The 25,223-nt window shown below is 70.1% G+C and carries 19 protein-coding genes; 10 read left to right on the forward strand and 9 right to left on the reverse strand.

Features of this window, described 5'->3' with window-relative positions:
- Nucleotides 1–29: 29 nt before the first annotated feature.
- From ACFV0T_RS35205 to arc, 3 genes are all read right to left on the reverse strand, one after another.
- Complete coding sequence (locus ACFV0T_RS35205; RefSeq protein ID WP_014671690.1) at nt 30–248, reverse strand: ubiquitin-like protein Pup; 219 nt, start codon at nt 246–248, stop codon at nt 30–32.
- Nucleotides 249–437: 189 nt separating this feature from the next.
- Nucleotides 438–1,949 carry a depupylase/deamidase Dop gene (gene dop, locus ACFV0T_RS35210; protein WP_385788497.1) on the reverse strand — a complete coding sequence of 504 codons (1,512 nt, stop codon included), beginning with the start codon at nt 1,947–1,949 and terminating at the stop codon, nt 438–440.
- A gap of 233 nt (nt 1,950–2,182) precedes the next feature.
- Nucleotides 2,183–3,949 (reverse strand): proteasome ATPase, encoded by a 1,767-nt coding sequence (gene arc, locus ACFV0T_RS35215; RefSeq protein ID WP_385788499.1) that lies wholly within the window; start codon nt 3,947–3,949, stop codon nt 2,183–2,185.
- Nucleotides 3,950–4,198: 249 nt separating this feature from the next.
- Here arc and ACFV0T_RS35220 point away from each other — a divergent pair, with 249 nt between their 5' ends.
- Nucleotides 4,199–4,498, forward strand: a complete 300-nt coding sequence (locus ACFV0T_RS35220; protein ID WP_385788502.1) for a ferredoxin — start codon at nt 4,199–4,201, stop codon at nt 4,496–4,498.
- Between the two features lie 58 nt (nt 4,499–4,556).
- On the opposite strand, the gene ACFV0T_RS35225 is transcribed toward ACFV0T_RS35220, so the two are convergent.
- The 3 genes from ACFV0T_RS35225 to ACFV0T_RS35235 form a co-directional block, all read right to left on the reverse strand.
- The gene (locus tag ACFV0T_RS35225; protein ID WP_385788504.1) at nt 4,557–5,129 is read right to left on the reverse strand and encodes a hypothetical protein; all 573 of its coding nucleotides are present in this window, start codon (nt 5,127–5,129) and stop codon (nt 4,557–4,559) included.
- A gap of 235 nt (nt 5,130–5,364) precedes the next feature.
- Nucleotides 5,365–6,267 carry a tRNA (adenine-N1)-methyltransferase gene (locus ACFV0T_RS35230; protein ID WP_037628452.1) on the reverse strand — a complete coding sequence of 301 codons (903 nt, stop codon included), beginning with the start codon at nt 6,265–6,267 and terminating at the stop codon, nt 5,365–5,367.
- Nucleotides 6,268–6,307: 40 nt separating this feature from the next.
- Nucleotides 6,308–8,077 (reverse strand): site-2 protease family protein, encoded by a 1,770-nt coding sequence (locus ACFV0T_RS35235; protein ID WP_385788507.1) that lies wholly within the window; start codon nt 8,075–8,077, stop codon nt 6,308–6,310.
- Between the two features lie 171 nt (nt 8,078–8,248).
- Between ACFV0T_RS35235 and ACFV0T_RS35240 the strand changes: the two genes are divergently transcribed.
- Entirely contained in the window at nt 8,249–9,196 is a 948-nt protein-coding gene (locus ACFV0T_RS35240; protein ID WP_385788510.1) for a RecB family exonuclease, read from the forward strand.
- 14 nt (nt 9,197–9,210) lie between these two features.
- Nucleotides 9,211–9,882, forward strand: coding sequence for a response regulator transcription factor (locus ACFV0T_RS35245; RefSeq protein WP_016434400.1), 672 nt, complete (start codon nt 9,211–9,213; stop codon nt 9,880–9,882).
- A 124-nt stretch (nt 9,883–10,006) separates the two neighbouring features.
- Here ACFV0T_RS35245 and ACFV0T_RS35250 read toward each other — a convergent pair whose 3' ends face one another.
- From ACFV0T_RS35250 to metH, 3 genes are all read right to left on the reverse strand, one after another.
- A complete protein-coding gene (locus ACFV0T_RS35250) occupies nt 10,007–11,611 on the reverse strand; it encodes an ABC transporter substrate-binding protein (RefSeq protein ID WP_385788513.1) in 1,605 nt (534 codons plus the stop codon).
- Between the two features lie 432 nt (nt 11,612–12,043).
- Complete coding sequence (locus tag ACFV0T_RS35255) at nt 12,044–12,745, reverse strand: HAD family hydrolase (protein ID WP_385788516.1); 702 nt, start codon at nt 12,743–12,745, stop codon at nt 12,044–12,046.
- A gap of 231 nt (nt 12,746–12,976) precedes the next feature.
- Nucleotides 12,977–16,492: a methionine synthase gene (gene metH / locus ACFV0T_RS35260; protein WP_385788518.1), complete on the reverse strand. Its 3,516-nt coding sequence runs from the start codon at nt 16,490–16,492 to the stop codon at nt 12,977–12,979.
- Between the two features lie 295 nt (nt 16,493–16,787).
- On the opposite strand from metH, the gene ACFV0T_RS35265 reads away from it, so the two are divergent.
- The 7 genes from ACFV0T_RS35265 to ACFV0T_RS35295 all read left to right on the forward strand — a co-directional run bounded on the left by ACFV0T_RS35265 (nt 16,788) and on the right by ACFV0T_RS35295 (nt 25,142).
- A complete protein-coding gene (locus ACFV0T_RS35265; protein ID WP_385788521.1) occupies nt 16,788–17,552 on the forward strand; it encodes an IclR family transcriptional regulator in 765 nt (254 codons plus the stop codon).
- Nucleotides 17,553–17,948: 396 nt separating this feature from the next.
- On the forward strand, nt 17,949–18,761 hold the full coding sequence (locus tag ACFV0T_RS35270; protein ID WP_385788524.1) for an MIP/aquaporin family protein: 813 nt from the start codon (nt 17,949–17,951) through the stop codon (nt 18,759–18,761).
- 121 nt (nt 18,762–18,882) lie between these two features.
- A complete protein-coding gene (glpK, locus tag ACFV0T_RS35275) occupies nt 18,883–20,421 on the forward strand; it encodes a glycerol kinase GlpK (RefSeq protein WP_385788526.1) in 1,539 nt (512 codons plus the stop codon).
- A 19-nt stretch (nt 20,422–20,440) separates the two neighbouring features.
- A complete protein-coding gene (locus ACFV0T_RS35280) occupies nt 20,441–22,057 on the forward strand; it encodes an FAD-dependent oxidoreductase (RefSeq protein WP_385788529.1) in 1,617 nt (538 codons plus the stop codon).
- A 322-nt stretch (nt 22,058–22,379) separates the two neighbouring features.
- Nucleotides 22,380–23,150: a nucleoside phosphorylase gene (locus tag ACFV0T_RS35285; protein WP_385788532.1), complete on the forward strand. Its 771-nt coding sequence runs from the start codon at nt 22,380–22,382 to the stop codon at nt 23,148–23,150.
- 154 nt (nt 23,151–23,304) lie between these two features.
- Nucleotides 23,305–23,976 (forward strand): FadR/GntR family transcriptional regulator, encoded by a 672-nt coding sequence (locus ACFV0T_RS35290; protein ID WP_385788535.1) that lies wholly within the window; start codon nt 23,305–23,307, stop codon nt 23,974–23,976.
- A 173-nt stretch (nt 23,977–24,149) separates the two neighbouring features.
- Nucleotides 24,150–25,142, forward strand: coding sequence for a PAC2 family protein (locus ACFV0T_RS35295; protein ID WP_385788538.1), 993 nt, complete (start codon nt 24,150–24,152; stop codon nt 25,140–25,142).
- The last annotated feature ends 81 nt before the right edge of the window (nt 25,143–25,223 follow it).

Below are 25,223 nucleotides of genomic sequence, written 5' to 3' on the forward strand. Positions count from 1 at the left end.
ATTCGAAGGCCCGAGCGACCCAGCGGCCTCTACTCGCCGCCTTTTTGAACGAAGCTCCGGACGAAATCCTCGGCATTTTCCTCAAGTACGTCGTCAATCTCGTCAAGAACCGAGTCCACGTCGTCGCTCAGCTTCTCGTGCCGCTCCTTGAGGTCCTCGGAGCCCTGCGCGTCCTGCGCCTGCTCCTCGACCTCCTCGGTGGAGCGTGTGGCCTTCTGCTGGCCGCCGCCGGTGTCCTTGGTCGCCATAACCTCACCCCGCTCAGTTCGCCCGACATGGTCGTCAGGGTCGGCATTCCTGCCGATCGGTGATGATCAGACCCTACAAGCCGGGTCCGACATCGGCCCCGCAGTTGTCACAACGTACGGGGGCCACCTCGATGATTCCCTTGTGCGCGGGTTTCCACCCTGTGCGCAGAGGTCCGTCCGAGCGGCCGTTCAGCCGCCGGAAAGCACCTTGACCAGGTCTTCGGCCGTGCGGCACCGGTCCAGGAGCTCCTTGACGTGATTTCGCGTTCCGCGTAGCGGTTCCAGGGTTGGGACCCGCTGGAGAGAATCCCGGCCCGGCAGGTCGAAGATCACGGAGTCCCAGGAGGCGGCCGCGACGTCGTCCGCGTACTGCTCCAGGCAGCGGCCGCGGAAGTAGGCCCGGGTGTCCTCCGGAGGCTTCGTCCTGGCCCGCTCGACCTCCGTCTCGTCCAGGAGCCGCTTGATGCGGCCGCGGGCCACCAGACGGTTGTAGAGGCCCTTCTCGGCCCTCACGTCGGCGTACTGGAGGTCGACCAGGTGGAGCCGGGCGGCGTCCCAGTCGAGGTCGTCGCGGCGGCGGTAGCCCTCCATGAGCTCGCGCTTGGCGACCCAGTCCAGTTCGCCGGCGAGGCTCATGGGGTCGCGTTCGAGCCGGTTGAGGGTGTCCTCCCAGCGGGCCAGGACGTCCTTCGTCTGGTCGTCCGCGTCCGCGCCGTAGCGCTCCTCCACGTACTTGCGCGACAGCTCGTAGTACTCCATCTGGAGCTGGACCGCGGTGAGTGTCCGGCCGCTGCGGAGGGTGACCAGCCGCTGGAGGCTCGGGTCGTGGGAGACCTGGTGGAGGGTGCGTACGGGCTGGTCGACGGCCAGGTCGACGGCGATGAAGCCGTCCTCGATCATGGACAGGACCAGGGCGGTCGTGCCCAGCTTCAGGTAGGTCGAGATCTCGGAGAGGTTCGCGTCGCCGATGATGACGTGCAGGCGGCGGTACTTCTCGGCGTCCGCGTGGGGTTCGTCGCGGGTGTTGATGATCGGGCGCTTGAGCGTCGTCTCCAGGCCGACCTCGACCTCGAAGTAGTCGGCGCGCTGGCTGAGCTGGAAGCCGTGCTCGTGGCCGTCCTGGCCGATGCCGACGCGGCCGGCTCCGGCGAAGACCTGGCGGGAGACGAAGAAGGGCGTCAGGTGGCGCACGATGTCGGAGAAGGGGGTTTCCCGCTTCATCAGGTAGTTCTCGTGCGTGCCGTAGGAGGCGCCCTTGTTGTCGGTGTTGTTCTTGTAGAGGTGGATCGGCTGGGCGCCCGGGAGCTGGGCGGCCCGTTCGGCGGCCTCGGCCATGATCCGCTCGCCGGCCTTGTCCCAGAGGACGGCGTCGCGGGGGTTGGTGACCTCGGGGGCGCTGTATTCGGGGTGTGCGTGGTCGACGTAGAGGCGGGCACCGTTGGTGAGGATCACGTTGGCGAGGCCGATGTCCTCGTCGGTGAGCTGGCTGGTGTCGGCGGCCTCGCGGGCCAGGTCGAATCCCCGGGCGTCCCGTAGCGGGTTCTCCTCCTCGAAGTCCCAGCGGGCCCGGCGGGCCCGGTGCATCGCCGCCGCGTAGGCGTTGACGATCTGGGACGAGGTGAGCATGGCATTGGCGTTGGGGTGGCCGGGGACGGAGATGCCGTACTCCGTCTCGATGCCCATTACTCGCCGTACGGTCATGCGGCCCTCCTTGCCCGGCGGCACCCTCGGTCGTGGGCGCCGCTCAAGTACCGCTGGTGCTCCGGTGCGTGTGCGGTGCCCGTCCCCGCACTGCGCGTCCCGGCGGTACGGAAGAGCCTAGAACGCCTTTGCGCTGGTGGGGAGATCATTTGCGTCATTGCCTTGCTCCAGCCGTGGCCTGAAAAACAGTTGGCTGCGGGTACCCGCCGAGGGCACCCGCAGCCGCCCTGCTTTTACAGGTACTGTCCGGTGTTCGCCACCGTGTCGATGGAGCGTCCGGTGTCCGCGCCCTGCTTTCCGGTGATGAGCGTACGGATGTACACGATCCGTTCGCCCTTCTTGCCGGAGATACGGGCCCAGTCGTCCGGGTTGGTGGTGTTGGGCAGGTCCTCGTTCTCCTTGAACTCGTCCACGCAGGCCTGGAGGAGGTGGGAGACGCGAAGGCCCTTCTGGTTGTGCTCCAGGAAGTCCTTGATCGCCATTTTCTTGGCGCGGCCGACGATGTTTTCGATCATCGCGCCGGAATTGAAGTCCTTGAAGTAGAGGACTTCCTTGTCGCCGTTGGCGTAGGTGACTTCCAGGAAGCGGTTTTCCTCGGATTCGGCGTACATGTGTTCCACTGCCGTCTGGATCATGCTCTGGACGGTGGTGGCCTTGCTGCCGCCGTGCTCGCCGACGTCGTCGGAGTGCAGGGGGAGGCGCTCGGTGAGGTACTTGCCGAAGATGTCCTTGGCCGCTTCGGCGTCCGGACGCTCGATCTTGATCTTCACGTCCAGGCGGCCGGGCCGCAGGATGGCGGGGTCGATCATGTCCTCACGGTTGGAGGCGCCGATCACGACCACGTTCTCCAGGCCCTCCACGCCGTCGATCTCGGCGAGCAGCTGGGGGACGATGGTGTTCTCCACGTCCGAGCTGACACCGGAGCCACGGGTGCGGAAGAGGGATTCCATCTCGTCGAAGAAGACGATGACGGGGGTGCCCTCGCTGGCCTTCTCCCGGGCACGCTGGAAGACGAGGCGGATCTGCCGCTCGGTCTCGCCGACGTACTTGTTCAGGAGCTCGGGGCCCTTGATGTTGAGGAAGAAGCTCTTGCCGGCGGCCGCTCCGGTGACTTCGGCGACCTTTTTGGCCAGCGAGTTGGCGACGGCCTTGGCGATGAGCGTCTTGCCGCATCCCGGGGGTCCGTAGAGGAGGACGCCCTTGGGCGGGCGCAGCTCGTGCTCCTTGAACAGGTCCGGGTAGAGGTACGGGAGCTCGACCGCGTCGCGGATGGCCTCGATCTGGTTGCCGAGGCCGCCGATCTGCTCGTAGCCGATGTCGGGGACCTCTTCGAGGACGAGTTCCTCGACCTCGCTCTTCGGCACGACCTCGTAGACGTAGCCGGAGCGGGGTTCGAGCAGGAGGGCGTCGCCGGGGCGGATGGTGACGTCCAGCAGCGGCTCGGCGAGCCGTACCACCCGTTCCTCGTCGGTGTGCCCGAGCACCAGGGCTCGCTCGCCGTCCTCGAGGATCTCCTTGAGGGTGACGATGTCCCCGACCCGCTCGTACTCCATGGCCTCGACCACGTTGAGCGCTTCGTTGAGCATCACTTCCTGGCCGCGCCTGAGCTCGTCGAGCTCCACGCTCGGGCTGACGTTCACCCGGAGCTTGCGGCCCCCGGTGAAGATGTCGGCCGTGCCGTCCTCGTTCGCCACGAGGAAGACGCCGAAGCCGGCCGGCGGCTGGGCGAGCCGGTCGACTTCCTCTTTGAGGGCCACGATCTGGTCGCGGGCCTCACGGAGCGTGTTGGCGAGCCGCTCGTTCTGTGCGGACACGCCGGCCAGGTTGGTCTGCAGCTCGACGATCCGCTCTTCGAGAATCCTCGTGTGCCGCGGAGAGTCGGCGAGCTTGCGTCGCAGGACGGCGATCTCCTGCTCAAGGTAGGCAATCTGCCCGGCGGGGTCGTCGGACCCTCGTCCCGGGCGGATGCCGCGGTTCATGTCGTCGTCGTGGGCTGCCACGGTCCTCACCTCCTCCAAGGGGAGCTGGACGCTTCCAGACCCTACCTGGGTGGGTGTCGATTGAAACCCCTAGATCACAAAGACTGTCGGGGTGTGTCCGATCTTCACCCTTGCGCTCTCCCTCACGCCAGGGGAATACCCACCGAACATGATTGGAAAGCGGACGGGGGTAGGGTCGAAGTGTTCAACACCCGTCAGGGTCCGCATCGTTCCCGCGGCCCGGCGCAGTAAACGGTCAGGAGAGATCACGTGCAGCAGGAGGCCGGTGTCGGCGGTGAGGCGTTGGAGGTCTGGATCGACCAGGATCTCTGTACCGGCGACGGCATCTGCGCCCAGTACGCGCCCGAGGTGTTCGAGCTGGACATCGACGGTCTGGCCTATGTGAAGGGCGCCGACGACGAGCTGTTGCAGAACCCGGGCGCGACCACGCCGGTGCCGCTGCCGCTGCTGACGGATGTGGTGGACTCGGCACGGGAGTGCCCCGGCGACTGCATCCATGTACGACGGGTTTCGGACATGGTCGAGGTGTACGGCCCGGACGCGGAGTGACCGTACGGGTGCGGCGCGTGAGGAATGTCTGATTTCTCACAGGCGCCGGTGGCCCGATTCAGACGCTGTGCGCTCCGGCGGGTGTCGAGCGGATGAACGCGCCGTTCTTCCACTGCCATTTCGCGCTGTCGGTGACGTCGGGGCAGCAACTGGGTACGTCGGTCGACGAGTAGCCGAGCAGTGTGGCGAGAACGGCTCCGTCGGTCACCGCGAGGCTGCTGACGGTGAAGCGTCCCTTGGGGTCGACGAGGGTGGCGACGACACGGGGCCGCGGGGCGTCGACGGCCTGGGTCAGGACGTAGAGGCCGTCGGGCGGGGTGCCCATGCCGGCGTCGCAGTGGACGGCGGCCACGGTTTCCGGCCGGCCGTCGCCGTCGAGGTCTCCGGTGGCCTTCTTCTGCACGACGGCCTGCACGGGCCCGCAGTCGAGCGGGAAGTCGACACCGGTGGTGGCCGGGGGCGATGCCGTCGCCGCCTTGCCCTCGGCGCCGGAGCTCTGGGCGGCGGTGGCCGGGTGGGGTTGCAGGATCGAGGAGAGGGCCACGACACCGGCGACGGCGGTTGCGGTGGCGACCCAGTGGATCGGCCGGGTGTGGGTGTGTGCCAGTTCCGGGACGACGGATTGCTGCACTGGGAGCGTCTCCTGCGAGGACTGTGCCGGTGGGGGTGGAGGATGGGCTGCATCGTGCCACACGTCACAGTGCGAGGGAACGGCGGGGTCAGGGGTTCGCGCGGGACGGCCGGGGCCGGCGGCAACGAAAAGGCGCCGCGGCCGAGTTCCGGTGTGGGGGACGGGAACTCGGCCACGGCGCGGCGTCGTTGAACGCGGCACGGGGCCGCCTGGGGTGGACTGGGGCGGGGCCGGCTCAGCGGCCGGCGCCTCCGTCGGCGTTGGGGCCGGCGTAGTCCTCGCCGTAGGCGCCCTTGGCGGGGCGGCGACGGCGCATGGGCGGCTCGACGCCGTCCGCCAGGCGGCGGGCGGTGAGCAGGAAGCCGGTGTGGCCGATCATCCGGTGGTCGGGGCGGACTGCCAGGCCCTCGATGTGCCAGTTGCGGATCATCGACTCCCAGGCGGTCGGCTCGTTGAAGCAGCCGATCTCACGGATGGACTCGACGGTCCGGGCGAGCTGGGTGGTGGTCGCGACGTAGCAGCAGAGGATGCCGCCGGGGACGAGGGCCTTGGAGACGGCCTCGAGGCACTCCCAGGGGGCGAGCATGTCGAGGATGACGCGGTCGACGTCCGTGTCGCTCAGGTTGTCCTGGAGGTCACCGACGGTGAGCTGCCAGGCGGGGTGCGGGCCGCCGAAGTAGCGCTCCACGTTCTGCTGGGCGATCTCGGCGAAGTCCTCGCGGCGCTCGTAGGAGTGCAGCATGCCCTGGTCGCCGATGGCGCGCAGCAGGAAGCTGCTGAGCGAGCCGGAGCCGACGCCCGCCTCCACGACACGCGCGCCCGGGAAGATGTCGGCGAAGGCGAGGATCTGCCCCGCGTCCTTGGGATAGACGACTGCTGCCCCGCGGGGCATGGACAGGACGTAGTCGGGGAGCAGGGGGCGCAGCGCGAGGTAGGCGACGTTACCGGTGGTGCGGACAACGCTGCCCTCGGGTGCGCCGATCAGTTCGTCGTGCGGGAAGGAACCCTTGTGGGTGTGGAAGTTCTTCCCGGCCTCGAGCGTGAACGTGTAGTGGCGGCCCTTGGGGTCGGTCAGCTGAACCTGGTCCCCGACCTTGAAGGGCCCGCGCCTGCGGGCGGCACCGGTCGGTTCGGACATGTGACCAGCCTACCGGTCCCCGAAGGGCCCGCCGACCACCTCAGCTGGGCCTGGCCATCGCCTTCACGAAGGCGCGTTCGACGTCCGCGGCGGACAGGACGCCGTAGATCTCGCCGGTCTCCTCGACGACCAGGTACTCGGTGGCGGGGGTGGCGCGCAGGACGTCCAGGAGTTCCTCGCCGGACAGTTCGGCGGAGACGCGCATGCCGTCGGTGAGGTCCTGGGCGAGACCGCTGACGGCCACCCAGGGGCGGCGGTGTTCGGGTACGCCGACGATGGCGGCCTCGCGCACGAGGGAGAGGGGTTCGCCGTTGGCGTCGACCACGACGAGGGCGCGGGCGCCGGCGGCGTTGGCGCGGCGCAGGGCCTCGGAGAGCGGGGTGCCGGTCTCGACGGGGACGGCGCGGCGGGTGAGGTTGCGGGCGCGCAGTTCGGGGAGGTGCTCGCGCAGCCGGGCCATGCGCAGGCTGTTGCCGGCGCCGGTCCAGATGATGGCGGCGAGGATGGCGGCGAGCAGGGCGTCGAAGACGGTGTCCATGCCGACGCTGTCCTCGGCGGTGGAGCCGAGGGCGCCGGACTGGGTGAGCAGCGGCAGGCCGATCAGGACGGAGACGGCGAGGGCGCGGCCGACCCAGGCGGCGGCGACGGTGCCGCTCATGGCCCGGCCGGTGATCTTCCAGACGACGGCGCGGAGCATGCGGCCGCCGTCGAGGGGGAGGCCGGGCAGGAGGTTGAAGGCGGCCACGATGAGGTTCGAGATCATCAGGCCGGCCAGCAGGACGCCGGGGACGGTGCCGGGTTCGACCGGTCGCAGGGCGAGGTAGAAGAGGCCGGAGAGGACCAGCGAGAGCAGCGGGCCGACGAAGGCGAGGACGAACTCGCGGCCGGGGGTCTCGGCCTCCTTCTCGATCTCGGAGACGCCGCCGAAGAACTGGAGCTGGATGCGGCGGACCGGGAGCTTGAAGCGGAGGGCGGCCACGGTGTGGGCCAGTTCGTGGACGAGTACGGAGGCGTAGAAGGCGACCGCGAAGAAGAGGGAGACCAGATAGCGGGCGGCGCCGAGTTCGGGCAGCACGCGGTCGAGCTGGTTGCCGAACACCCAGGTGATGAGGGCGGCGACCAGGAACCAGCTGGGCGCGACGTACACGGGCACCCCGAAGGGCCGCCCCATCAGCAGCCCGCCACGGGGTTCGGGAGCACGCTGCGGCGGACGGTGCCGGCCGGCCCCGGAGCCGGGGGCCGAGTGGGCGAGGGTGCGGTGGGGGTGATCGGCGCCGGGGCCCTGCTCGGGCGCGTGGCCGTCGGGGCCGTGCCCGGGGGCGCCGGGCTCGCTCCGGTCGCCGTGCTCGGCGGTCGCGCCTGTGCGGGCGGGGGCCTCCGGGGTTCCGTCCACGTCTGCAGGGGTCTCGGACGTGGCGCCTGTGCGGGCGGGGGCCTCGGGCCCGGGGTCCGGGTCGGCGGGGGCCTCGGGCCCGGGGTCCGGGTCGGCGGGGGCCTCGGGCCCGGTGGCGTCGGCGGCCGGGGCCTGTGCCGGTGACGCGGGGTCGGTCGCCGGGGCGGCGGGGGCTTGCGCCGGTGTCGCCGGTGCCGGTGCGTCGGTGTCGGCGGAGGGCGGCTCGGCCGCCTTGTCATCCGGGGTGTCAGAGATGTCCGGGATGCCGGAGCCCGGGGGCTTCGGGTGGGCGGTCTCGTCGTGCGGGGTCGGGGCCTGGCGTGCGGGGCCGGTGGGCGGGGCCGCAGGCCCCGCGTGGCGCTCGGCCGACTCGTCGTCGCCCGACCGCGGCTGCCCGCTCCCGCCGCTCTCGTCCACGATGTCCCCTCGTTCGAAGCGTCTCCGCTCCTGCCGGGCGGAAGGTCTCGGGTCGATGGTATGCGGCGGCCGTGACACGTTCCGCCCCGGCACCCCCTGTGTTTTCCCTGTCGTCGTCCGTCTCGTCCGGGGCTGGGTCACTGTCAGTGGTGGGCCGTATGGTCTGTGGTCATGGAGACGAGTGCGGAGGGCGTCGCGGACGCCCAGAGCGGCGGTACACCCGCCGAGGCCCCGGCGGTCACGGTCACGACGGGGCCGGAGGCCGGGGCCCGGCCGCCCGCGTCCCTGTCTCCGTCACGTGCGAGTGACTTCATGCAGTGCCCGCTGCTGTACCGGTTCCGGGTGATCGACCGGCTGCCGGAGAAGCCGAGCGAGGCGGCGACGCGCGGCACGCTGGTGCACGCGGTGCTGGAGCGGCTCTTCGACGCGCCCGCCGTGGAGCGGACCGCGCCGCGGGCCAAGTCCCTGGTCCCGGCTCAGTGGGACCGGCTGCGGGAGAACCGGCCGGAGGTCGTGGAACTGTTCGCCGACGATCCGGAGGGTGAGCGGCTGGCGCGCTGGCTGGGCGAGGCGGAGCGGCTCGTCGAGCGCTGGTTCACGCTGGAGGATCCGACGCGGCTGGAGCCCGCGGAACGCGAGTTGTTCGTCGAGACCCAGTTGGACTCGGGGCTGACGCTGCGCGGGATCATCGACCGGGTGGACGTGGCCCCCACCGGCGAGGTGCGCATCGTCGACTACAAGACGGGCAAGGCCCCCCGGGCGGAGTACGCCGACGGCGCGCTGTTCCAGATGAAGTTCTACGCGCTCGTGGTGTGGCGGCTGAAGAACGTGATCCCGAGGCGGCTCCAGCTCGTCTATCTCGGCAGCGGTGACGTCATGACGTACGACCCGGTCCGCGCGGACCTGGAGCAGGTCGAGCGCAAGCTGCTCGCGCTGTGGGAGGCGATCCGGCTGGCCACCGAGACGGGTGAGTGGCGGCCCCGGCCCACGAAGCTGTGCGGCTGGTGCGACCACCAGGCGCACTGCCCGGAGTTCGGTGGTACTCCCCCGCCCTATCCGCTGCCGGTCAGGGCGGCCGCGTCCGGCGTCGTGGAGCAGGGCAGAATGGGGCCGGACTAGCGAAGGAGACTTACGTGGCCATCCGCGTCCTACTGGTCGACGACCAGCCGCTGCTGCGTACGGGCTTCCGGATGATTCTGGAGGCCGAGCAGGACATCGCGGTGGTCGGCGAGGCCGGAGACGGTCTGCAGGCGCTCGATCAGGTGCGGGCCCTGCAACCCGATGTGGTTCTGATGGACATCCGCATGCCGCGGATGGACGGTGTGGAGGCGACCCGGCAGATCACCGGTCCGGGGCGGGACGGTCCGGCGAAGGTGCTGGTGCTGACCACGTTCGACCTCGACGAGTACGTGGTGGAGGCGCTGCGCGCGGGTGCCAGCGGGTTCCTGCTGAAGGACGCGCCCGCGAACGAGTTGGTGCAGGCGATCCGGGTGGTGGCGGGCGGTGAGGCGATGCTCGCGCCGAGCATCACACGGCGGCTGCTCGACAAGTACGCCACGCATCTGCCGTCCGGTGACGAGCCGGTGCCGGACACTCTGCACACCCTGACGGACCGTGAGGTCGAGGTGCTGAAGCTGGTGGCGCGCGGGCTGTCGAACGCCGAGATCGCGGCGGACCTCTTCGTCAGCGAGACCACCGTCAAGACGCACGTCGGTCATGTGCTGACCAAGTTGGGGCTGCGCGACCGGGTGCAGGCGGCGGTGTACGCGTACGAGAGCGGTCTGGTGCGTCCCGGCGCGCAGTAGCGGCGCGGTGGTTGCGGGTGGCGGCGCGTCAGGGCCGTCACCGGGCCACCTGTCGTACGGACACACGAGAGCGCCCCTTCCCGGGAATCCGGGAAGGGGCGCTCTCGTGTGTCCGGGTCGGCTGTCAGCCGCTGACGCCGCGGCCGAGCTCCCACAGCTGCAGGGTCGAGGAGCTGTTCAGGGCGTACGCGGTGCCCGTGACGTCGTCGCGGGCGGCGACGTACTGCTTGCCCTGCCACAGCGGGATCAGCGGGACGTCACGGGCGACGATGTCCTGGATCTGGTTCAGGCTCGCGGCGGCGGTGATCCGGTCGGCCTCGCGGCGCGACTGCGGGATCAGGGTGTTGATGATCTGGCCGTTGACGTAGGGCGACTTGAGGAAGTTGTCCTTGTCGAGGAACGGCGCGAGGAAGTTGTCGGCGTCGGGGAAGTCGGGGAACCAGCCCATGCCGTAGACGTCGTACTGGCCCTTGCGCTCCGCGGGGACGAACGCGTCCCACTTGGTGCCCTCGATGTCGATGTCGAAGAGGCCGCTCGCGTTGAGCTGCTTCTGGATCAGCTCGAACTCCTGCTTGGTGGCCGTGCCGTAGTGGTCGGTCGTGTAGTGCAGGGTGAGCTTGATGGGCGTGGTGATGCCGGCCTTGGACAGCGCCGACTGGGCCTTGGTGACGCTCGGGTCGCCGTAGCGGTTGAAGAAGGCGTTGGAGTGGCCGGTCACGCTGGCCGGGACCAGCGAGTACAGCGCCTCGGCCTGGGAGCCGTACACCTTGGAGACGATTTCGCTGCGGTTGATGATCTGGGCCATCGCCTCGCGCACGGCCTTGCTCTTCACGGTCGGGGCGCTGGTGGTGAAGGCGAGGTAGCGGATCTCGAGACCGGGCAGCTCGACGACGTCGACGTTGCCGTCGGTGGCGTTGGTGAACTTCTTGATCTGTTCCGGCGTCAGGCCTCGGGAGACGAGGTCGACGTCGCCCTTGTCGAGGGCGGTGCCCATGGACTCGGGGTCGGCGAAGGAGACCATCTCGACCTTGTCGTTGTTCACCTTCAAGGACCCCTTGTAGTTGGGGTTCTTGGTGAACACGGCCTTGACCATCTCGTCGTTCTTGACCTCGGCCTGGAGGGTGTACGGGCCGGAGCCGTCCACGGCGAAGCCGTCGCGCAGCTTGTCCTTCTCGTAGTCGTCGGGGTTCACGATGCCCGCGACCGGGGTGGACAGCTTGTACGGGAAGGTGGCGTCGGCGGTCTTCAGGTGGAAGATCACCTCGCTGTCGCCCTGCGTCTCGACGGTGTCGACGGTGGACAGCAGTGCGAAGACGCCCGAGTCGGCCTTGATGGCGAGGGCGCGGTCGATGGAGAACTTCACGTCGGCCGCGGTGATGGCGTCTCCGTTGGAGAACTTCAGACCGCTGCGGAGCTTGCAGGCGTAGCGCTCGTTGCCGCTGTCGGTGAAGCCACAGCTCTCGGCGGCCTCGGGGACCGGCTCGCCCTCGCCCTTCGGCTGGACCATCAGGGTCTGCACGGTCTGGCGCAGCACGTTCCAGGTACCGACGTCGTAGGCGTACGCGGGGTCGACCGGCGCCGGGGCGTCCTTCGTAGCCGTGAACCTGTCCGTGGTGCCGACGACGATGGCGTCACCGCCGCTGCTCCCGCTGTCGGACCCGCCGCAGGCAGCGAGCACGGGCGCGATAAGGCCGATCACAGCCGGCAGCACCAAAGTCTTGCGGTTCATGCTCGAGTTTCTCCAGCTTTTTCGAGTCCGTGTACCCGGCATGCATGGGTGTCGCGGCGGATCACGGCGGGTGGGGCGAGGTTCTCGCGATGAGATTAGTCCGCACCTGCACGAGGGTTCACAGCCGGAGGAGTTGAGGCGCCATCACGCAGCGAAACCGGTCGTGGACACACCGAAAACCCGACAGCGGAAGGATTAGTGCACGGTTTCATCAATCGGGACACAAGGACGCGACGACACCCCCCGAAATGGGGTGAGCAGCATACGTCGACCCATCTGTCGACCCCGTTCGGGGTGGCGAAAGTCACACGTTCAACTGCGGTGGTGTGGGCAGGAATTCGGGCCGCCCCGGGGGCTTCAATTCCCTGGAGTCACCAGAGGGTCACTCCCTGCGGAATTCACGTCCGACGACGTCGCACGCTGGGTGAACGGCTAGCGCATTTCCGTCATCAGTCCGCGCAGAAATGCCAGGTCCACCTCTTCGAGGGAGCCGACCACGGTACGCCGGGCCGCCGGGGCGATGGGGGCCAACGACGGCACCACCACGACATGGCAGCCCGCCGCCTCGGCCGCGGCGACACCGGTCGCGGTGTCCTCGACGACCGCGCATCGGGTGGGATCCACCCCGAGTCCGGCGGCGGCGAGCAGATACGGGTCGGGGTAGGGCTTGGTGCGCGTCACCTCGTCGCCGGCGATGCTCAGGGCGAAGTGCTGGGGGCCGAGCGAGGTGAGGACGCGGTCGATGATGCGCCGGTGGGAGGCGGACACCAGGGCGGTGGGGATGTCGTACTCGGCCAGCTCGGCGAGGAGCCGGGCGGCTCCCGGCATCAGCGGCAGGGTGCGCGCGATGCGGGCCTCGAACCCGGCGTTCAGCAGGACCGTGAGCTCGGCGAGGGTGATGTCGGCGCCGGTGGCCTCGATGAGGAAGCCCGCGCTGCGGGTCATCGGACCGCCGACCACGACATGGCGCCAGGAGTCGTCGAGGACGTGGCCGAGGCCGCCGAAGACCTCGACCTCGACGTCCCACCAGAAACCCTCGGTGTCCACCAGGGTGCCGTCCATGTCGAGGAGCACCGCCTGAAGGGCTGACCCTTCGGCCGTTCGGGTTCCGAGTGCGGGGACCGTGCTGGTCATCCACGTACCTCCTTGAAGGGACGACCAGGCCGGTTCCCGCGCGGGGAACCGGCCTGGAGTGGACCGACCAGTCTACGACTTATCAGATCAGCGCGCGCTGCGGCGTATGTCTCACGGCGCGTCGCGGGGACGGGTCACCGGGCGTCGCCGTCCCGCGCCACCATGCGTGGCGGGTACGCGTCACAAGGTGACGCGGGGTGCCGCCACCGTGCGTCACGTCGCGGTCCCACGTCACCGTGCGTTGAAGTACTTGGCCTCCGGGTGGTGGATGACGATGGCGTCGGTGGACTGCTCGGGGTGGAGCTGGAACTCCTCGGAGAGGTGGACGCCGATGCGTTCGGGCCCGAGCAGGTCGGCGATCTTGGCGCGGTCCTCCAGGTTCGGGCAGGCGCCGTAGCCGAGCGAGAAGCGGGCGCCCCGGTACTTCAGGGCGAACATGTCCTCCATCTCGGCCGGGTCCTCACCGGCGAAGCCCAGCTCGGACCGCACCCGCGCGTGCCAGTACTCGGCGAGCGCCTCGGCCAGCTGCACGGACAGCCCGTGCAGTTCGAGGTAGTCGCGGTAGGCGTCCGCCGCGAACAGCTTCGCGGTCTCCTCGCCGATCCTGGAGCCGACGGTGACGACCTGGAGGCCGACGACGTCCCGCTCTCCCGACTCCTCGGGGCGGAAGAAGTCCGCCAGGCACAGGCGTCGGCCTCGGCGCTGACGCGGGAACGTGAACCGGGTGCGCTCGTTGCCGCGATCGTCCAGGATGATCAGGTCGTCGTCCTTGGACACGCACGGGAAGTAGCCGTAGACCACCGCGGCTTCGAGCAGGTTGTCGGTCTGGAGCCTGTCGAGCAGCCCGCGCAGCCGCGGCCGGCCCTCGGACTCGACGAGCTCCTCGTACGTCGGTCCCTCGCCGGTGCGAGCCTGCTTCAGACCCCACTGCCCCTTGAACAGCGCGCCTTCGTCGAGCCAGCCGGCGTACTCCTTGAGCTGGATGCCCTTGATGACGCGGGTGTCCCAGAACGGCGGGACGGGGACCGGGGTGTCGATGGCGACGTCGGAGCGGACGTGTCCCTCTTCCGGGCGGTCCTCGACCTCCACCGCGGCCGCCGCCCGCACCCGGCGCTGCTTGAGTTCGGGCAGCTTCGCGCCCGGCACACCCCGCTTCACCCCGATCAGCGCGTCCATCAGCCGCAGGCCCTCGAACGCGTCCCGGGCGTAGCGCACCTCGCCCTCGTAGACCTCGTGCAGGTCCTGCTCCACGTACGCCCTGGTCAGCGCCGCACCGCCGAGGATCACCGGGAAGTTCGCCGCCAGACCACGCTGGTTGAGCTCCTCCAGGTTCTCCTTCATGATCACCGTCGACTTCACCAGCAGACCCGACATCCCGATCACGTCCGCGCGGTGCTCCTGCGCGGCCTCCACGATCGCCGACACCGGCTGCTTGATCCCGAGATTGACCACGTTGTAGCCGTTGTTCGACAGGATGATGTCGACCAGGTTCTTGCCGATGTCGTGCACATCCCCACGCACGGTGGCCAGCACGATCGTGCCCTTGCCCTCCGCGTCCGACTTCTCCATGTGGGGTTCGAGGTAGGCGACCGCGGTCTTCATGACCTCCGCGGACTGCAGGACGAACGGCAGCTGCATCTGGCCGGAGCCGAACAGTTCCCCCACGACCTTCATGCCGTCGAGCAACGTCGCGTTCACGATCTCCAGCGCCGGACGTTCGGCCAGCGCGAGATCGAGGTCGGCCTCCAGACCGTTGCGCTCACCGTCGATGATCCGCCGCTTGAGCCGCTCGTCCAGCGGCAGGGCCGCCAGCTCCTCCGCCCGGCCGGCCTTCAACGACTTGGTCGTGGCGCCCTCGAACAGCGCCATCAGCTTCTGCAGCGGGTCGTAGCCCTCCCGCCGCCGGTCGTAGATCAGGTCCAGAGCCGTGGTCACCTGCTCCTCGTCGAACCGCGCGATCGGCAGGATCTTCGAGGCGTGCACGATCGCCGAGTCCAGTCCCGCCTTCACGCACTCGTCCAGGAAGACGGAGTTCAGCAGGATCCGCGCGGCCGGGTTCAGGCCGAAGGAGATGTTCGACAGGCCGAGCGTGGTCTGCACGTCCGGATGGCGGCGCTTGAGCTCGCGGATTGCCTCGATCGTCGCGATCCCGTCCCCACGCGACTCCTCCTGACCCGTGCAGATCGTGAACGTCAGCGTGTCGACCAGGATGTCCGACTCGTGGATGCCCCAGTTGCCGGTCAGGTCGTCGATCAGCCGCTCGGCGATCTCCACCTTCTTCTCCGGGGTACGGGCCTGGCCCTCCTCGTCGATCGTCAACGCGATCAGCGCCGCACCGTGCTCCCGCGCCAGCGCCGTCACCCGCGCGAACCGCGACTCGGCGCCGTCGCCGTCCTCGTAGTTCACCGAGTTGATCACCGCGCGGCCGCCCAGCTTCTCCAGCCCGGCCCGGATCACCTCCAGCTCGGTGGAGTCCAGCACGATCGGCAGCGTCGACGCCGTCGCGAACCGACCCGCCAGCTCCGCCATGTCCGCCGCACCGTCCCGGCCGACATAGTCCACACAGAGGTCGAGCATGTGCGCGCCCTCACGGATCTGATCCCGCGCCATCTCCACGCAGTCGTCCCAGCGGCCCTCCAGCATCGCCTCACGGAACTTCTTCGAACCGTTGGCGTTCGTCCGCTCACCGATCGCCAGGTACGCCGTGTCCTGGCGGAACGGGACGCTCTGGTAGAGGGAGGCCGCACCCGGCTCCGGGCGCGGGTGGCGTTCGGTCGGGCTGAGCTCACGTACGCGCTCCACGACCTGCCGCAGGTGCTCCGGGGTGGTGCCGCAGCAGCCACCGACCAGGGAGAGGCCGTAGTCGAGGACGAAGTTCTCCTGGGCGTCGGCGAGGCCCTCGGCGTCGAGCGGGAAGTGGGCGCCGTCCTTGGTGAGGATCGGCAGGCCCGCGTTCGGCATGCACAGCAGGGGGATGCGGGAGTGGCGGGTGAGGTAGCGCAGGTGCTCGCTCATCTCGGCCGGGCCGGTCGAGCAGTTCAGGCCGATCATGTCGATGCCGAGCGGCTCCAGCGCGGTCAGCGCGGCGCCGATCTCCGAGCCGAGCAGCATCGTGCCGGTGGTCTCGAAGGCCATCGAGACGAGCAGCGGGACCTCGACTCCGGTGGCCTCCATGGCGCGGCGGGCGCCGAGGACGGAGGCCTTGGTCTGGAGGAGGTCCTGGGTCGTCTCGACGATCAGCGCGTCGGCACCGCCGGCCAGCAGGCCCTCGGCGTTGACCTGGAAGCCGTCGCGGATCGTGGGATAGGGGACGTGGCCGAGGGTCGGCAGTTTGGTGCCGGGGCCGATGGAGCCGAGGACCCAGCGCTGCCGTCCGTCGCGCGCGGCGAAGTCGTCGGCGGTCTGGCGGGCGATCCGGGCACCGGCCTCGGACAGCTCGTGCACGCGGTCGGCGATGTCGTACTCCGCCATCGCCGCGTGGTTGGCGCCGAAGGTGTTCGTCTCGACGCAGTCCACTCCCACGGAGAAGTACGCCTCGTGGACCGAACGGACGATGTCGGGGCGGGTGACGTTCAGGACCTCGTTGCATCCTTCGAGGTCCTGGAAGTCGTCGAGTGTGGGCTCCTGGGCCTGGAGCATGGTGCCCATGGCACCGTCCGCCACCACCACACGGGTGGCGAGGGCCTCTCGGAGCGCGGACACGCGGGTCCGGCTGTCGGCGGAAGGGGTCGGCGGCACAGAGGCCATGAAGGGGCTCCCTTAGATGCGACGGCTGTCGGCTTTGCGCCACCCAGGGATGCGCTCGGAGAGCTTCCCGAGGCGGCCGCACCACGTCAGGGTATCCGGGACCGGGGGCTTATGGTCGGGGCGTCCACGAGGCGGACGAGGATGTCGTCCGGGGCACTCCGCGCAGGCGAGTGACGTGACAGGTACGGACGAACCATTGGCGGGACGTCGACACGGACCGGTAGTGTTCGGCAATGCCGAACGTCGGCAGGAGAGACCGCGCGTGGTCGGTCAAGGGGACGGAGGCAGGACGGCGATGGCACGGAACATCCAGTCGCTCGAACGGGCGGCCGCGATGCTGCGGTTGCTGGCGGGCGGTGAACGGCGGCTGGGCCTGTCGGACATCTCCTCGTCCCTGGGCCTCGCCAAGGGCACCGCGCACGGCATCCTGCGCACCCTCCAGCAGGAGGGATTCGTGGAGCAGGACGACGCCTCCGGTCGCTATCAGCTGGGCGCCGAACTGTTGCGGCTGGGCACCACGTATCTCGACGTGCACGAGCTGCGGGCGCGGGCCCTGGTGTGGACGGACGACCTGGCCCGTTCCAGCGGGGAGAGCGTCCATCTGGGTGTTCTGCACCAGCGGGGCGTGCTGATCGTGCACCACGTCTTCCGGCCCGACGACAGCCGGCAGGTCCTGGAGATCGGGGCCATGCAGCCGCTGCACTCGACGGCGCTGGGCAAGGTGCTGTCGGCGTACGACCCCGTGGCGCACAGCGAGGCCCTGGAGGCCGACCGCAGGACGTTCACGGACCGCACGGTGTGCGAGGCCGCGGACTTCGAACAGATCCTCGACATGACGCGCGCGCGGGGGTACGCGGCCGACGTCGAGGAAACCTGGGAGGGCGTGGCGTCCATCGCGGCACCCATCCACGACCGGCGGCGGATGCCGGTCGGCGCGGTCGGCATCACCGGCGCGGTGGAGCGGCTGGGCCGGGACGGGGAGCTGCGCCCCGAGCTGATCGCGGCGGTGCGCGACTGCGCCCGAGCGGTGTCGCGGGACCTGGGCGCCGGGCGGTTCTGAGCCGGCGCGGCCGCACGACACACGAACAGACCGGAACGCCGGGTGCGTTCCGGTCTCAGCCGTACCCTGATGGGCACATAACGGGTCGAATGCAATAGGTCGGACGTCGCTCGGTGCACACGGCGCCAGGATTCCGGTCGCACGGGGCGGGGAACGGGATCGATAGCCCACGGCAATCAATAACGATCGCGCTTTCGATAACAGAACCCTTGACGCATCCGTGACGCCGGAGCAAGACTCCCGTCCATCGGTCGGCATTGTCGAACACCTAACGGCATTACGCGCTAGAGTGTGAGCACGCCAAGGGCCGGAATCGCTCTCACCCCTGAGAGCGCTCGATCTCCCGGAGGGACCCGGGATTTCGGCTTCCCTGGACGAAGGACAAAGGAGTCGCGGGTGTCCAGCTCCGACATCTTCATCGGCGAGACCATCGGTACCGCCATACTCATCCTGCTCGGCGGCGGCGTCTGTGCCGCCGTCACGCTGAAGGCCTCCAAGGCTCGCAACGCCGGCTGGCTCGCCATCGCCTTCGGGTGGGGCTTCGCCGTGCTGACGGCGGTCTACACCTCCGGACCGCTGTCCGGTGCCCACCTCAACCCGGCGGTCACGCTCGCGCTCGCGATCAAGGACGGCGGCTGGAACAACGTTCCGGCCTACATGGGCGGCCAGCTCCTCGGCGCCATGATCGGCGCGACTCTGGTCTGGGTCGTCTACTACGGCCAGTTCCAGGCGCACCTGACCGACCGGGAGATCGTCGGCGACGCGGCCGTGCAGCCGGTCACCAAGGGGCAGACCGCCAAGGTGAAGTCCGTCGAGGCACAGGAGCAGGCCGCCGGCCCGGTCCTGGGCGTGTTCTCCACCGGTCCGGAGATCCGGGTGGTGTGGCAGAACCTGGCCACCGAGATCATCGGCACCGTCGTGCTGGTCCTCGCCGTGCTCACCCAGGGCCTGAACGACGCCGGCAACGGCCTCGGCGTGCTGGGCGCCCTGATCACCGCGCTCGTCGTCGTCGCGATCGGTCTGTCCCTCGGCGGCCCGACCGGCTACGCGATCAACCCGGCCCGTGACCTCGGCCCGCGCATCGTGCACGCCCTCCTGCCCCTGCCCAACAAGGGCGGCTCCGACTGGCGCTACGCCTGGATACCGGTGGTCGGCCCGCTGGCCGGCGGCGCGATAGCGGCCGGCATATACAACGTCGCCTTCGCCTGAGACACCCCGCTTCCCCCTCTTGCACCACGCGAACGACCCGCGACCCAAGAGCAACAGCACCGAGTCTCACCGCACGCGCCGTACGTACAGCCACACACCCACGGACCTTCAGGAGCACACAGTGACCGACGCGCACACCGCCGGCCCCTTCATCGCCGCCATCGACCAGGGCACCACCTCCAGCCGCTGCATCGTCTTCGACCGGGACGGCCGGATCGTCTCCGTCGACCAGAAGGAGCACGAGCAGATCTTCCCGAAGCCGGGCTGGGTCGAGCACAACGCCACCGAGATCTGGACCAACGTCGAGGAGGTCGTCGCCGGAGCCATCGCGAAGGCCGGCATCACCCGCGACGACATCAAGGCCATCGGCATCACCAACCAGCGCGAGACCACGCTGCTCTGGGACAAGAACACCGGTGAGCCCGTCCACAACGCCATCGTCTGGCAGGACACCCGCACCGACGCGCTCTGCCGGGAGCTCGGCCGCAACGTCGGACAGGACCGCTTCCGCCGCGAGACCGGTCTGCCCCTCGCCTCCTACTTCGCCGGCCCCAAGGCCCGCTGGCTGCTCGACAACGTCGAGGGCCTGCGCGAGCGCGCCGAGGCGGGCGACATCCTCTTCGGCACCATGGACAGCTGGGTCATCTGGAACCTGACCGGCGGCGTCAACGGCGGCCACCACGTCACCGACGTCACCAACGCCTCCCGCACCATGCTGATGAACCTCCACACGCTGGAGTGGGACGCGAAGATCGCCGAATCCATCGGCGTCCCGCTGTCGATGCTGCCCGAGATCCGTTCCTCCGCCGAGGTCTACGGCGAGGTCACCGGCGGCAAGCTGGGCGACCTGCTCGGCGGCATCCCGGTCGCGTCCGCGCTCGGCGACCAGCAGGCGGCGCTGTTCGGCCAGACCTGCTTCTCCGAGGGCGAGGCCAAGTCCACGTACGGCACCGGCACGTTCATGCTGATGAACACCGGCGAGAAGATCATCAACTCGTACTCGGGGCTGCTGACCACCGTCGGCTACCGCATCGGCGACCAGAAGCCGGTCTACGCCCTCGAGGGCTCGATCGCCGTCACCGGTTCGCTGGTGCAGTGGATGCGCGACCAGATGGGTCTGATCTCCACCGCCGCCGAGATCGAGACGCTCGCGCTCTCGGTCGAGGACAACGGCGGCGCCTACTTCGTGCCGGCCTTCTCCGGCCTGTTCGCCCCCTACTGGCGCTCCGACGCCCGCGGTGTGATCGCCGGCCTGACCCGTTACGTCACCAAGGCGCACCTCGCGCGCGCCGTCCTGGAGGCCACGGCCTGGCAGACCCGTGAGATCACCGACGCCATGACCAAGGACTCCGGCGTCGAGCTCACGGCCCTCAAGGTCGACGGTGGCATGACCTCCAACAACCTGCTGATGCAGACCCTCTCCGACTTCCTGGACGCCCCCGTGGTGCGCCCGATGGTCGCCGAGACCACCTGCCTCGGCGCCGCCTACGCCGCCGGTCTCGCCGTCGGCTTCTGGACCAACACCGACGACCTGCGTGCCAACTGGCGCCGGGCCGCCGAGTGGACCCCCCGCATGGACGCGGACACCCGCGACCGTGAGTACAAGAGCTGGCTCAAGGCCGTCGAGCGGACCATGGGCTGGCTCGAGGACGAAGACTGACGAGGAGTAAGAACCCCACATGACCAGTCAGCCCACCCTGCAGTCCGTGCCTGCCCTGGGGAAGCGCCCGGCTTCCGGTTCCAACCCGAGCCGCGCCGAGACCCGGGAGCAGCTCTCCAAGGCGTCGTACGACCTTCTCGTGATCGGCGGCGGCATCCTGGGCATCTCCACCGCCTGGCACGCCGCGCAGTCCGGTCTGCGGGTGGCTCTGGTCGACTCCGGCGACTTCGCCGGGGCCACCTCCTCCGCCTCCTCCAAGCTGCTCCACGGCGGTCTGCGCTACCTCCAGACCGGCGCGGTGAGGCTGGTGGCGGAGAACCACTTCGAGCGCCGTGCGGTCTCCCGCCAGGTGGCCCCCCACCTGGCGAACCCGCTCACGTTCTACCTCCCCGTGTACAAGGGCGGGCCGCACGGCGCCGCGAAGCTCGGGGCGGGCGTGTTCGCCTACTCCGCGCTCTCCGCGTTCGGTGACGGCGTGGGCCACCTGCTCAGCCCGGCCAAGGCCGCGCAGGACGTGCCCGAGCTGCGCACCGACAACCTCAAGGCCGTCGCCGTGTACGGCGACGACCAGATGAACGACGCCCGGATGGCGCTGATGACGGTCCGCGCGGCCGTCGAGTCGGGCGCCGTCGTCCTCAACCACGCCGAGGTCACCGGGCTGCGCTTCACCAGGGGCCGGGTGACGGGCGCCGAGCTGCGCGACCGTCTCTCCGGCGACGAGTTCGGCGTCGACGCCCGCCTGGTGCTCAACGCGACCGGTCCGTGGGTGGACCACCTGCGCCGGATGGAGGACCCGAACGCCGCGCCGTCGATCCGGCTGTCGAAGGGGGCCCACCTGGTCCTGAAGCGGACCGCGCCGTGGAAGGCCGCGCTGGCGACCCCCATCGACAAGTACCGCATCACCTTCGCCCTCCCCTGGGAGGACATGCTGCTGCTCGGCACCACCGACGAGGAGTACGAGGGCGACCCGGCGGACGTGGCGGTCACCGACAAGGACACGGCCCAGATACTCGACGAGGCCGCGTTCTCCATCCGCGACCAGCAGCTCGACCGTGACCTCATCACGTACGCCTTCGCGGGTCTGCGCGTGCTGCCGGGCGGTCCCGGCGACACCGCCAAGGCCAAGCGCGAGACGGTGGTGACCGAGGGCAAGGGCGGCATGCTGTCCGTCGCGGGCGGCAAGTGGACCACCTTCCGCCACATCGGCCGTACGGTGATGCAGAAGCTGGAGGCGCTGCCCGGCCACCCGCTCGGCGACGACTTCGAGCCGATCTCCTCACTGCCGAAGAAGCTGCCGCTGCCGGGTGTCGCCAACCCGCGCGCGGTCGCGCACCGGCTGCTCATCGACCGTCCGGCGCCGGGCCCGCGTATGGCGGCGGACACGGCCAGGCACCTGGCCACGCACTACGGTTCGCTGGCCTTCGACATCGCCCGGCTGGCGAACGAGGACCCGGAGCTGGGCGAGCGCGTCCACCCGAACGCGCCGGAGATCTGGGCGCAGGTCGTCTACGCCCGGGACAACGAGTGGGCCGAGACGCAGGACGACGTGCTGCGCCGTCGTACGACGCTGACGATCCGCGGCCTGGCCACGGACGAGATCCGCGCGAAGGTCCAGGACGTGCTCGACAAGAAGTAGGCCTGCCACCGGCCTCTCCCCGACCGGGCCGGTGTCACGCGAAGGGCGGCTCCACCGCGGTGGAGCCGCCCTTCGGCACGGTTGCGGACGCTGTCCGCGCTCGCGGCGCCGGGGCGTGCTGCCGCATTCGCCGGCGGTACGGGCACGGTCGGCGCGGCCGAGCGAGGTCCACCGGCCCGGTTCGAGTCGGCCGCGGCGACGGTCTCGGCAGGGGAGCCGATCGCCACGGCGCACCCCGCGCTGCGTACGGTCGTCGGTGCGCTCCCCGCCTGACGCCGGGCCGCCGCGGTCGCCGCCGTACCCGCACCACCGGAGTCGCCCCATGCCCCAGGATCCGCTGCCCGTCACCCGCGTTCCCCGCACCGGACTTCCGGCGCACGCGCTGGTGATCGGCGACCCGGCGCGCGCCGGGGCCGTCGCCGCGCTGCTCGACGGCGCCGAGGAGGTGTCCCACCACCGCGAGTACCGGGTGTTCAGCGGCAGTTGGCAGGGCCTGCCGGTCGCCGTGGCCTCGCACGGGGTGGGCGCGCCGGGGGCGATCCTGCTGTTCCGGGAGCTCGCGGACGCGGGCGTGCGCACGTTCCTGCGGTTCGGCACGGCGGGCGCGATGCGGCCCGGGATCGGGGACGGCGACCTCGTCATCGCCGAGGCGGCCGTACGCGACGACGGGGTGACCCACCAGTTGCTGCCGCCGGAGTATCCGGCGGTGTCGGCGCCGGAGGCGGTGCTCGCGCTCCAGCAGGCCGCCCGTCGGGCCGGGGTCGCGCACCACCGGGGCATCGTGTGGACGCGGGCCGCGTTCCAGCCGGGCCTGATCCCGCTCTTCTCCTACGACGGCGCGGGCCTCGCGGCCATCGAGATGGAGCTGTCCGCGCTGTTCGTGACGGCCTCGCTGCGCGGGCTGGTCGCCGACGGTGTGCTCATCGACGACGGGGTGAACGCCGACGACGGGGTGAACGCCGACGAACTCGTCGACGAGCGGGCCACCGGCGGAGACGACCCGCACCGTGAGGCCGTCGCGGCGGGCATCGAGCGAGGCGCGGTCGTCGCGCTGGAGGCGCTGCGGCTGCCGGCGCGGGAGGAACCGGCCTGAGCGGCGGGCCGCCGGTGCGATGTGCTCGGCGGGCCGCCGGTGCGGCGCGCGACGGCCTGCCGCTGTGGCGTGATCGACGTCTTGGCCGCACTGGTCCGGTCGGGCCTCCATAATGTGCCGAGACATCGGATGTCTGAGCGACAGGAGACCCTCCATGGCAGTCACCGACGAGGCGATCGAGAAGATCAAGGGCATGATCGTCTCCGGCGCGCTGCGCCCGGGTGACCGGCTGCCGAAGGAGAGCGAACTCGCCTCCGACCTGGGGTTGTCGCGCAATTCGCTGCGAGAGGCCGTACGAGCCCTGTCGCTGATCCGGATCCTGGACGTACGGCAGGGCGACGGCACGTACGTGACGAGCCTGGCACCGCAACTGCTCCTGGAGGCGATGAGCTTCGTCGTCGACTTCCACCGCGACGACACGGTCCTGGAGTTCCTCGCCGTGCGCCGCATCCTGGAACCGGCCGCCACGGCCATGGCGGCCCCGCTCATCAGCGAGCAGCAACTGGACGCTCTCTCCGGCCAGTTGGAGGCGCTCGGCACGGCACCCTCGGTGGAGGAACTCGTCGCCTGCGACCTGGAGTTCCACCGGGGCATCGTGCGCGGCGCCGGCAACTCGGTGCTGTGTTCGCTGCTCGACGGGCTGTCCGGGCCGACCACCCGGGCCCGGATCTGGCGCGGGCTGACCCAGGAGGACGCGGTCGGCCGCACCCTGCGCGAACACCGGGCGATCCTGGCCGCGCTGCGCGACCGGGACGCGGAGGCGGCCCGCTCGTGGGCGACCGTGCACATCGCGAGCGTGGAGCAGTGGCTGCGCAGCACGCTGTGAATGACCTGTGACTCCGACGGCGGGCCACCACGGATCTCGCCGGTCGGAGGGGTTCAGGGGTGGTGAGCGGGGCAGTGATCCGTTCACTCCCCCGTGCAAGGGGGCTGCGGGCGCCCCCGCCGCACGCCGTAAGGTTGGGGCGTACGCGAGGGCACGTCGGAAGGAGGCGCTGGGTGATCGAGCTCGAGGGGGTTCCCGAGCTGATCGACCCGGTCATGGTGGCCGCGTTCGAGGGCTGGAACGATGCCGGCGACGCCGCCTCCACCGCGGTCGCGCATCTGGAGCGGGAGTGGAAGGGCGAGGTGTTCGCGGCGCTCGACGCCGAGGACTACTACGACTTCCAGGTGAACCGTCCCACGGTGTGGTTGGACGACGGAGTCCGCAAGATCACATGGCCGACGACGAGGTTGTCGGTGGTCCGGATCGGCGGCGAGAAGCCGCGCGACCTGGTGCTGGTCCGAGGCATCGAACCGTCCATGCGCTGGCGTTCGTTCTGCAACGAGCTGCTCGGCTTCGCCCACGAGCTGGGCGTGGAGCTGGTGGTGATCCTGGGCGCCCTGCTCGGTGACACCCCGCACACACGTCCGGTCCCGATCAGCGGGACGACGTCCGACCCGGACCTGGCGCAGCGCATGGACCTGGAGGAGACCAAGTACGAGGGCCCCACGGGCATCGTCGGCGTCCTCCAGGAGGCGTGCACGCACGCGGGTGTGCCTGCGGTGTCCCTGTGGGCGGCCGTGCCGCACTACGTGTCGCAGCCGCCGAACCCGAAGGCCACGCTGGCCCTCCTCAACCGTCTGGAGGACCTGATCGACGTGCGCATCCCGCTGGGCGAGCTGCCCGAGGACGCGCGCGCCTGGCAGGTCGGTGTGGACCAACTGGCCGCCGAGGACAGCGAGGTCGCCGAGTACGTGCAGACGCTGGAGGAGGCCCGGGACACCGCGGAGCTGCCGGAGGCGTCGGGCGAGGCGATCGCCCGGGAGTTCGAGCGGTATCTGCGGCGCCGGGACGGCGGCGGGCCGCCCGGAGCACCCGGCGGACATGCCACGGAGGGCGGCGACGGCGGGTCGCCGGGCTCCTATCTGCGGGACAACCCCAGCGAGCGGACCCGGCCGCCGAAGCCGCCGAAGCCGAGCACGGACGACGAGGATTCGTCGGAGGACTGAGTCGGCGGACCGATTCGGCGGACCGATTCGGCGGACCGAAAGACACGCGATACGTAGAGGGGCGCCTCCTCCGTGCGGAGG

It is taken from the genome of Streptomyces sp. NPDC059582 (genome assembly GCF_042735715.1).
Classification (GTDB): domain Bacteria; phylum Actinomycetota; class Actinomycetes; order Streptomycetales; family Streptomycetaceae; genus Streptomyces.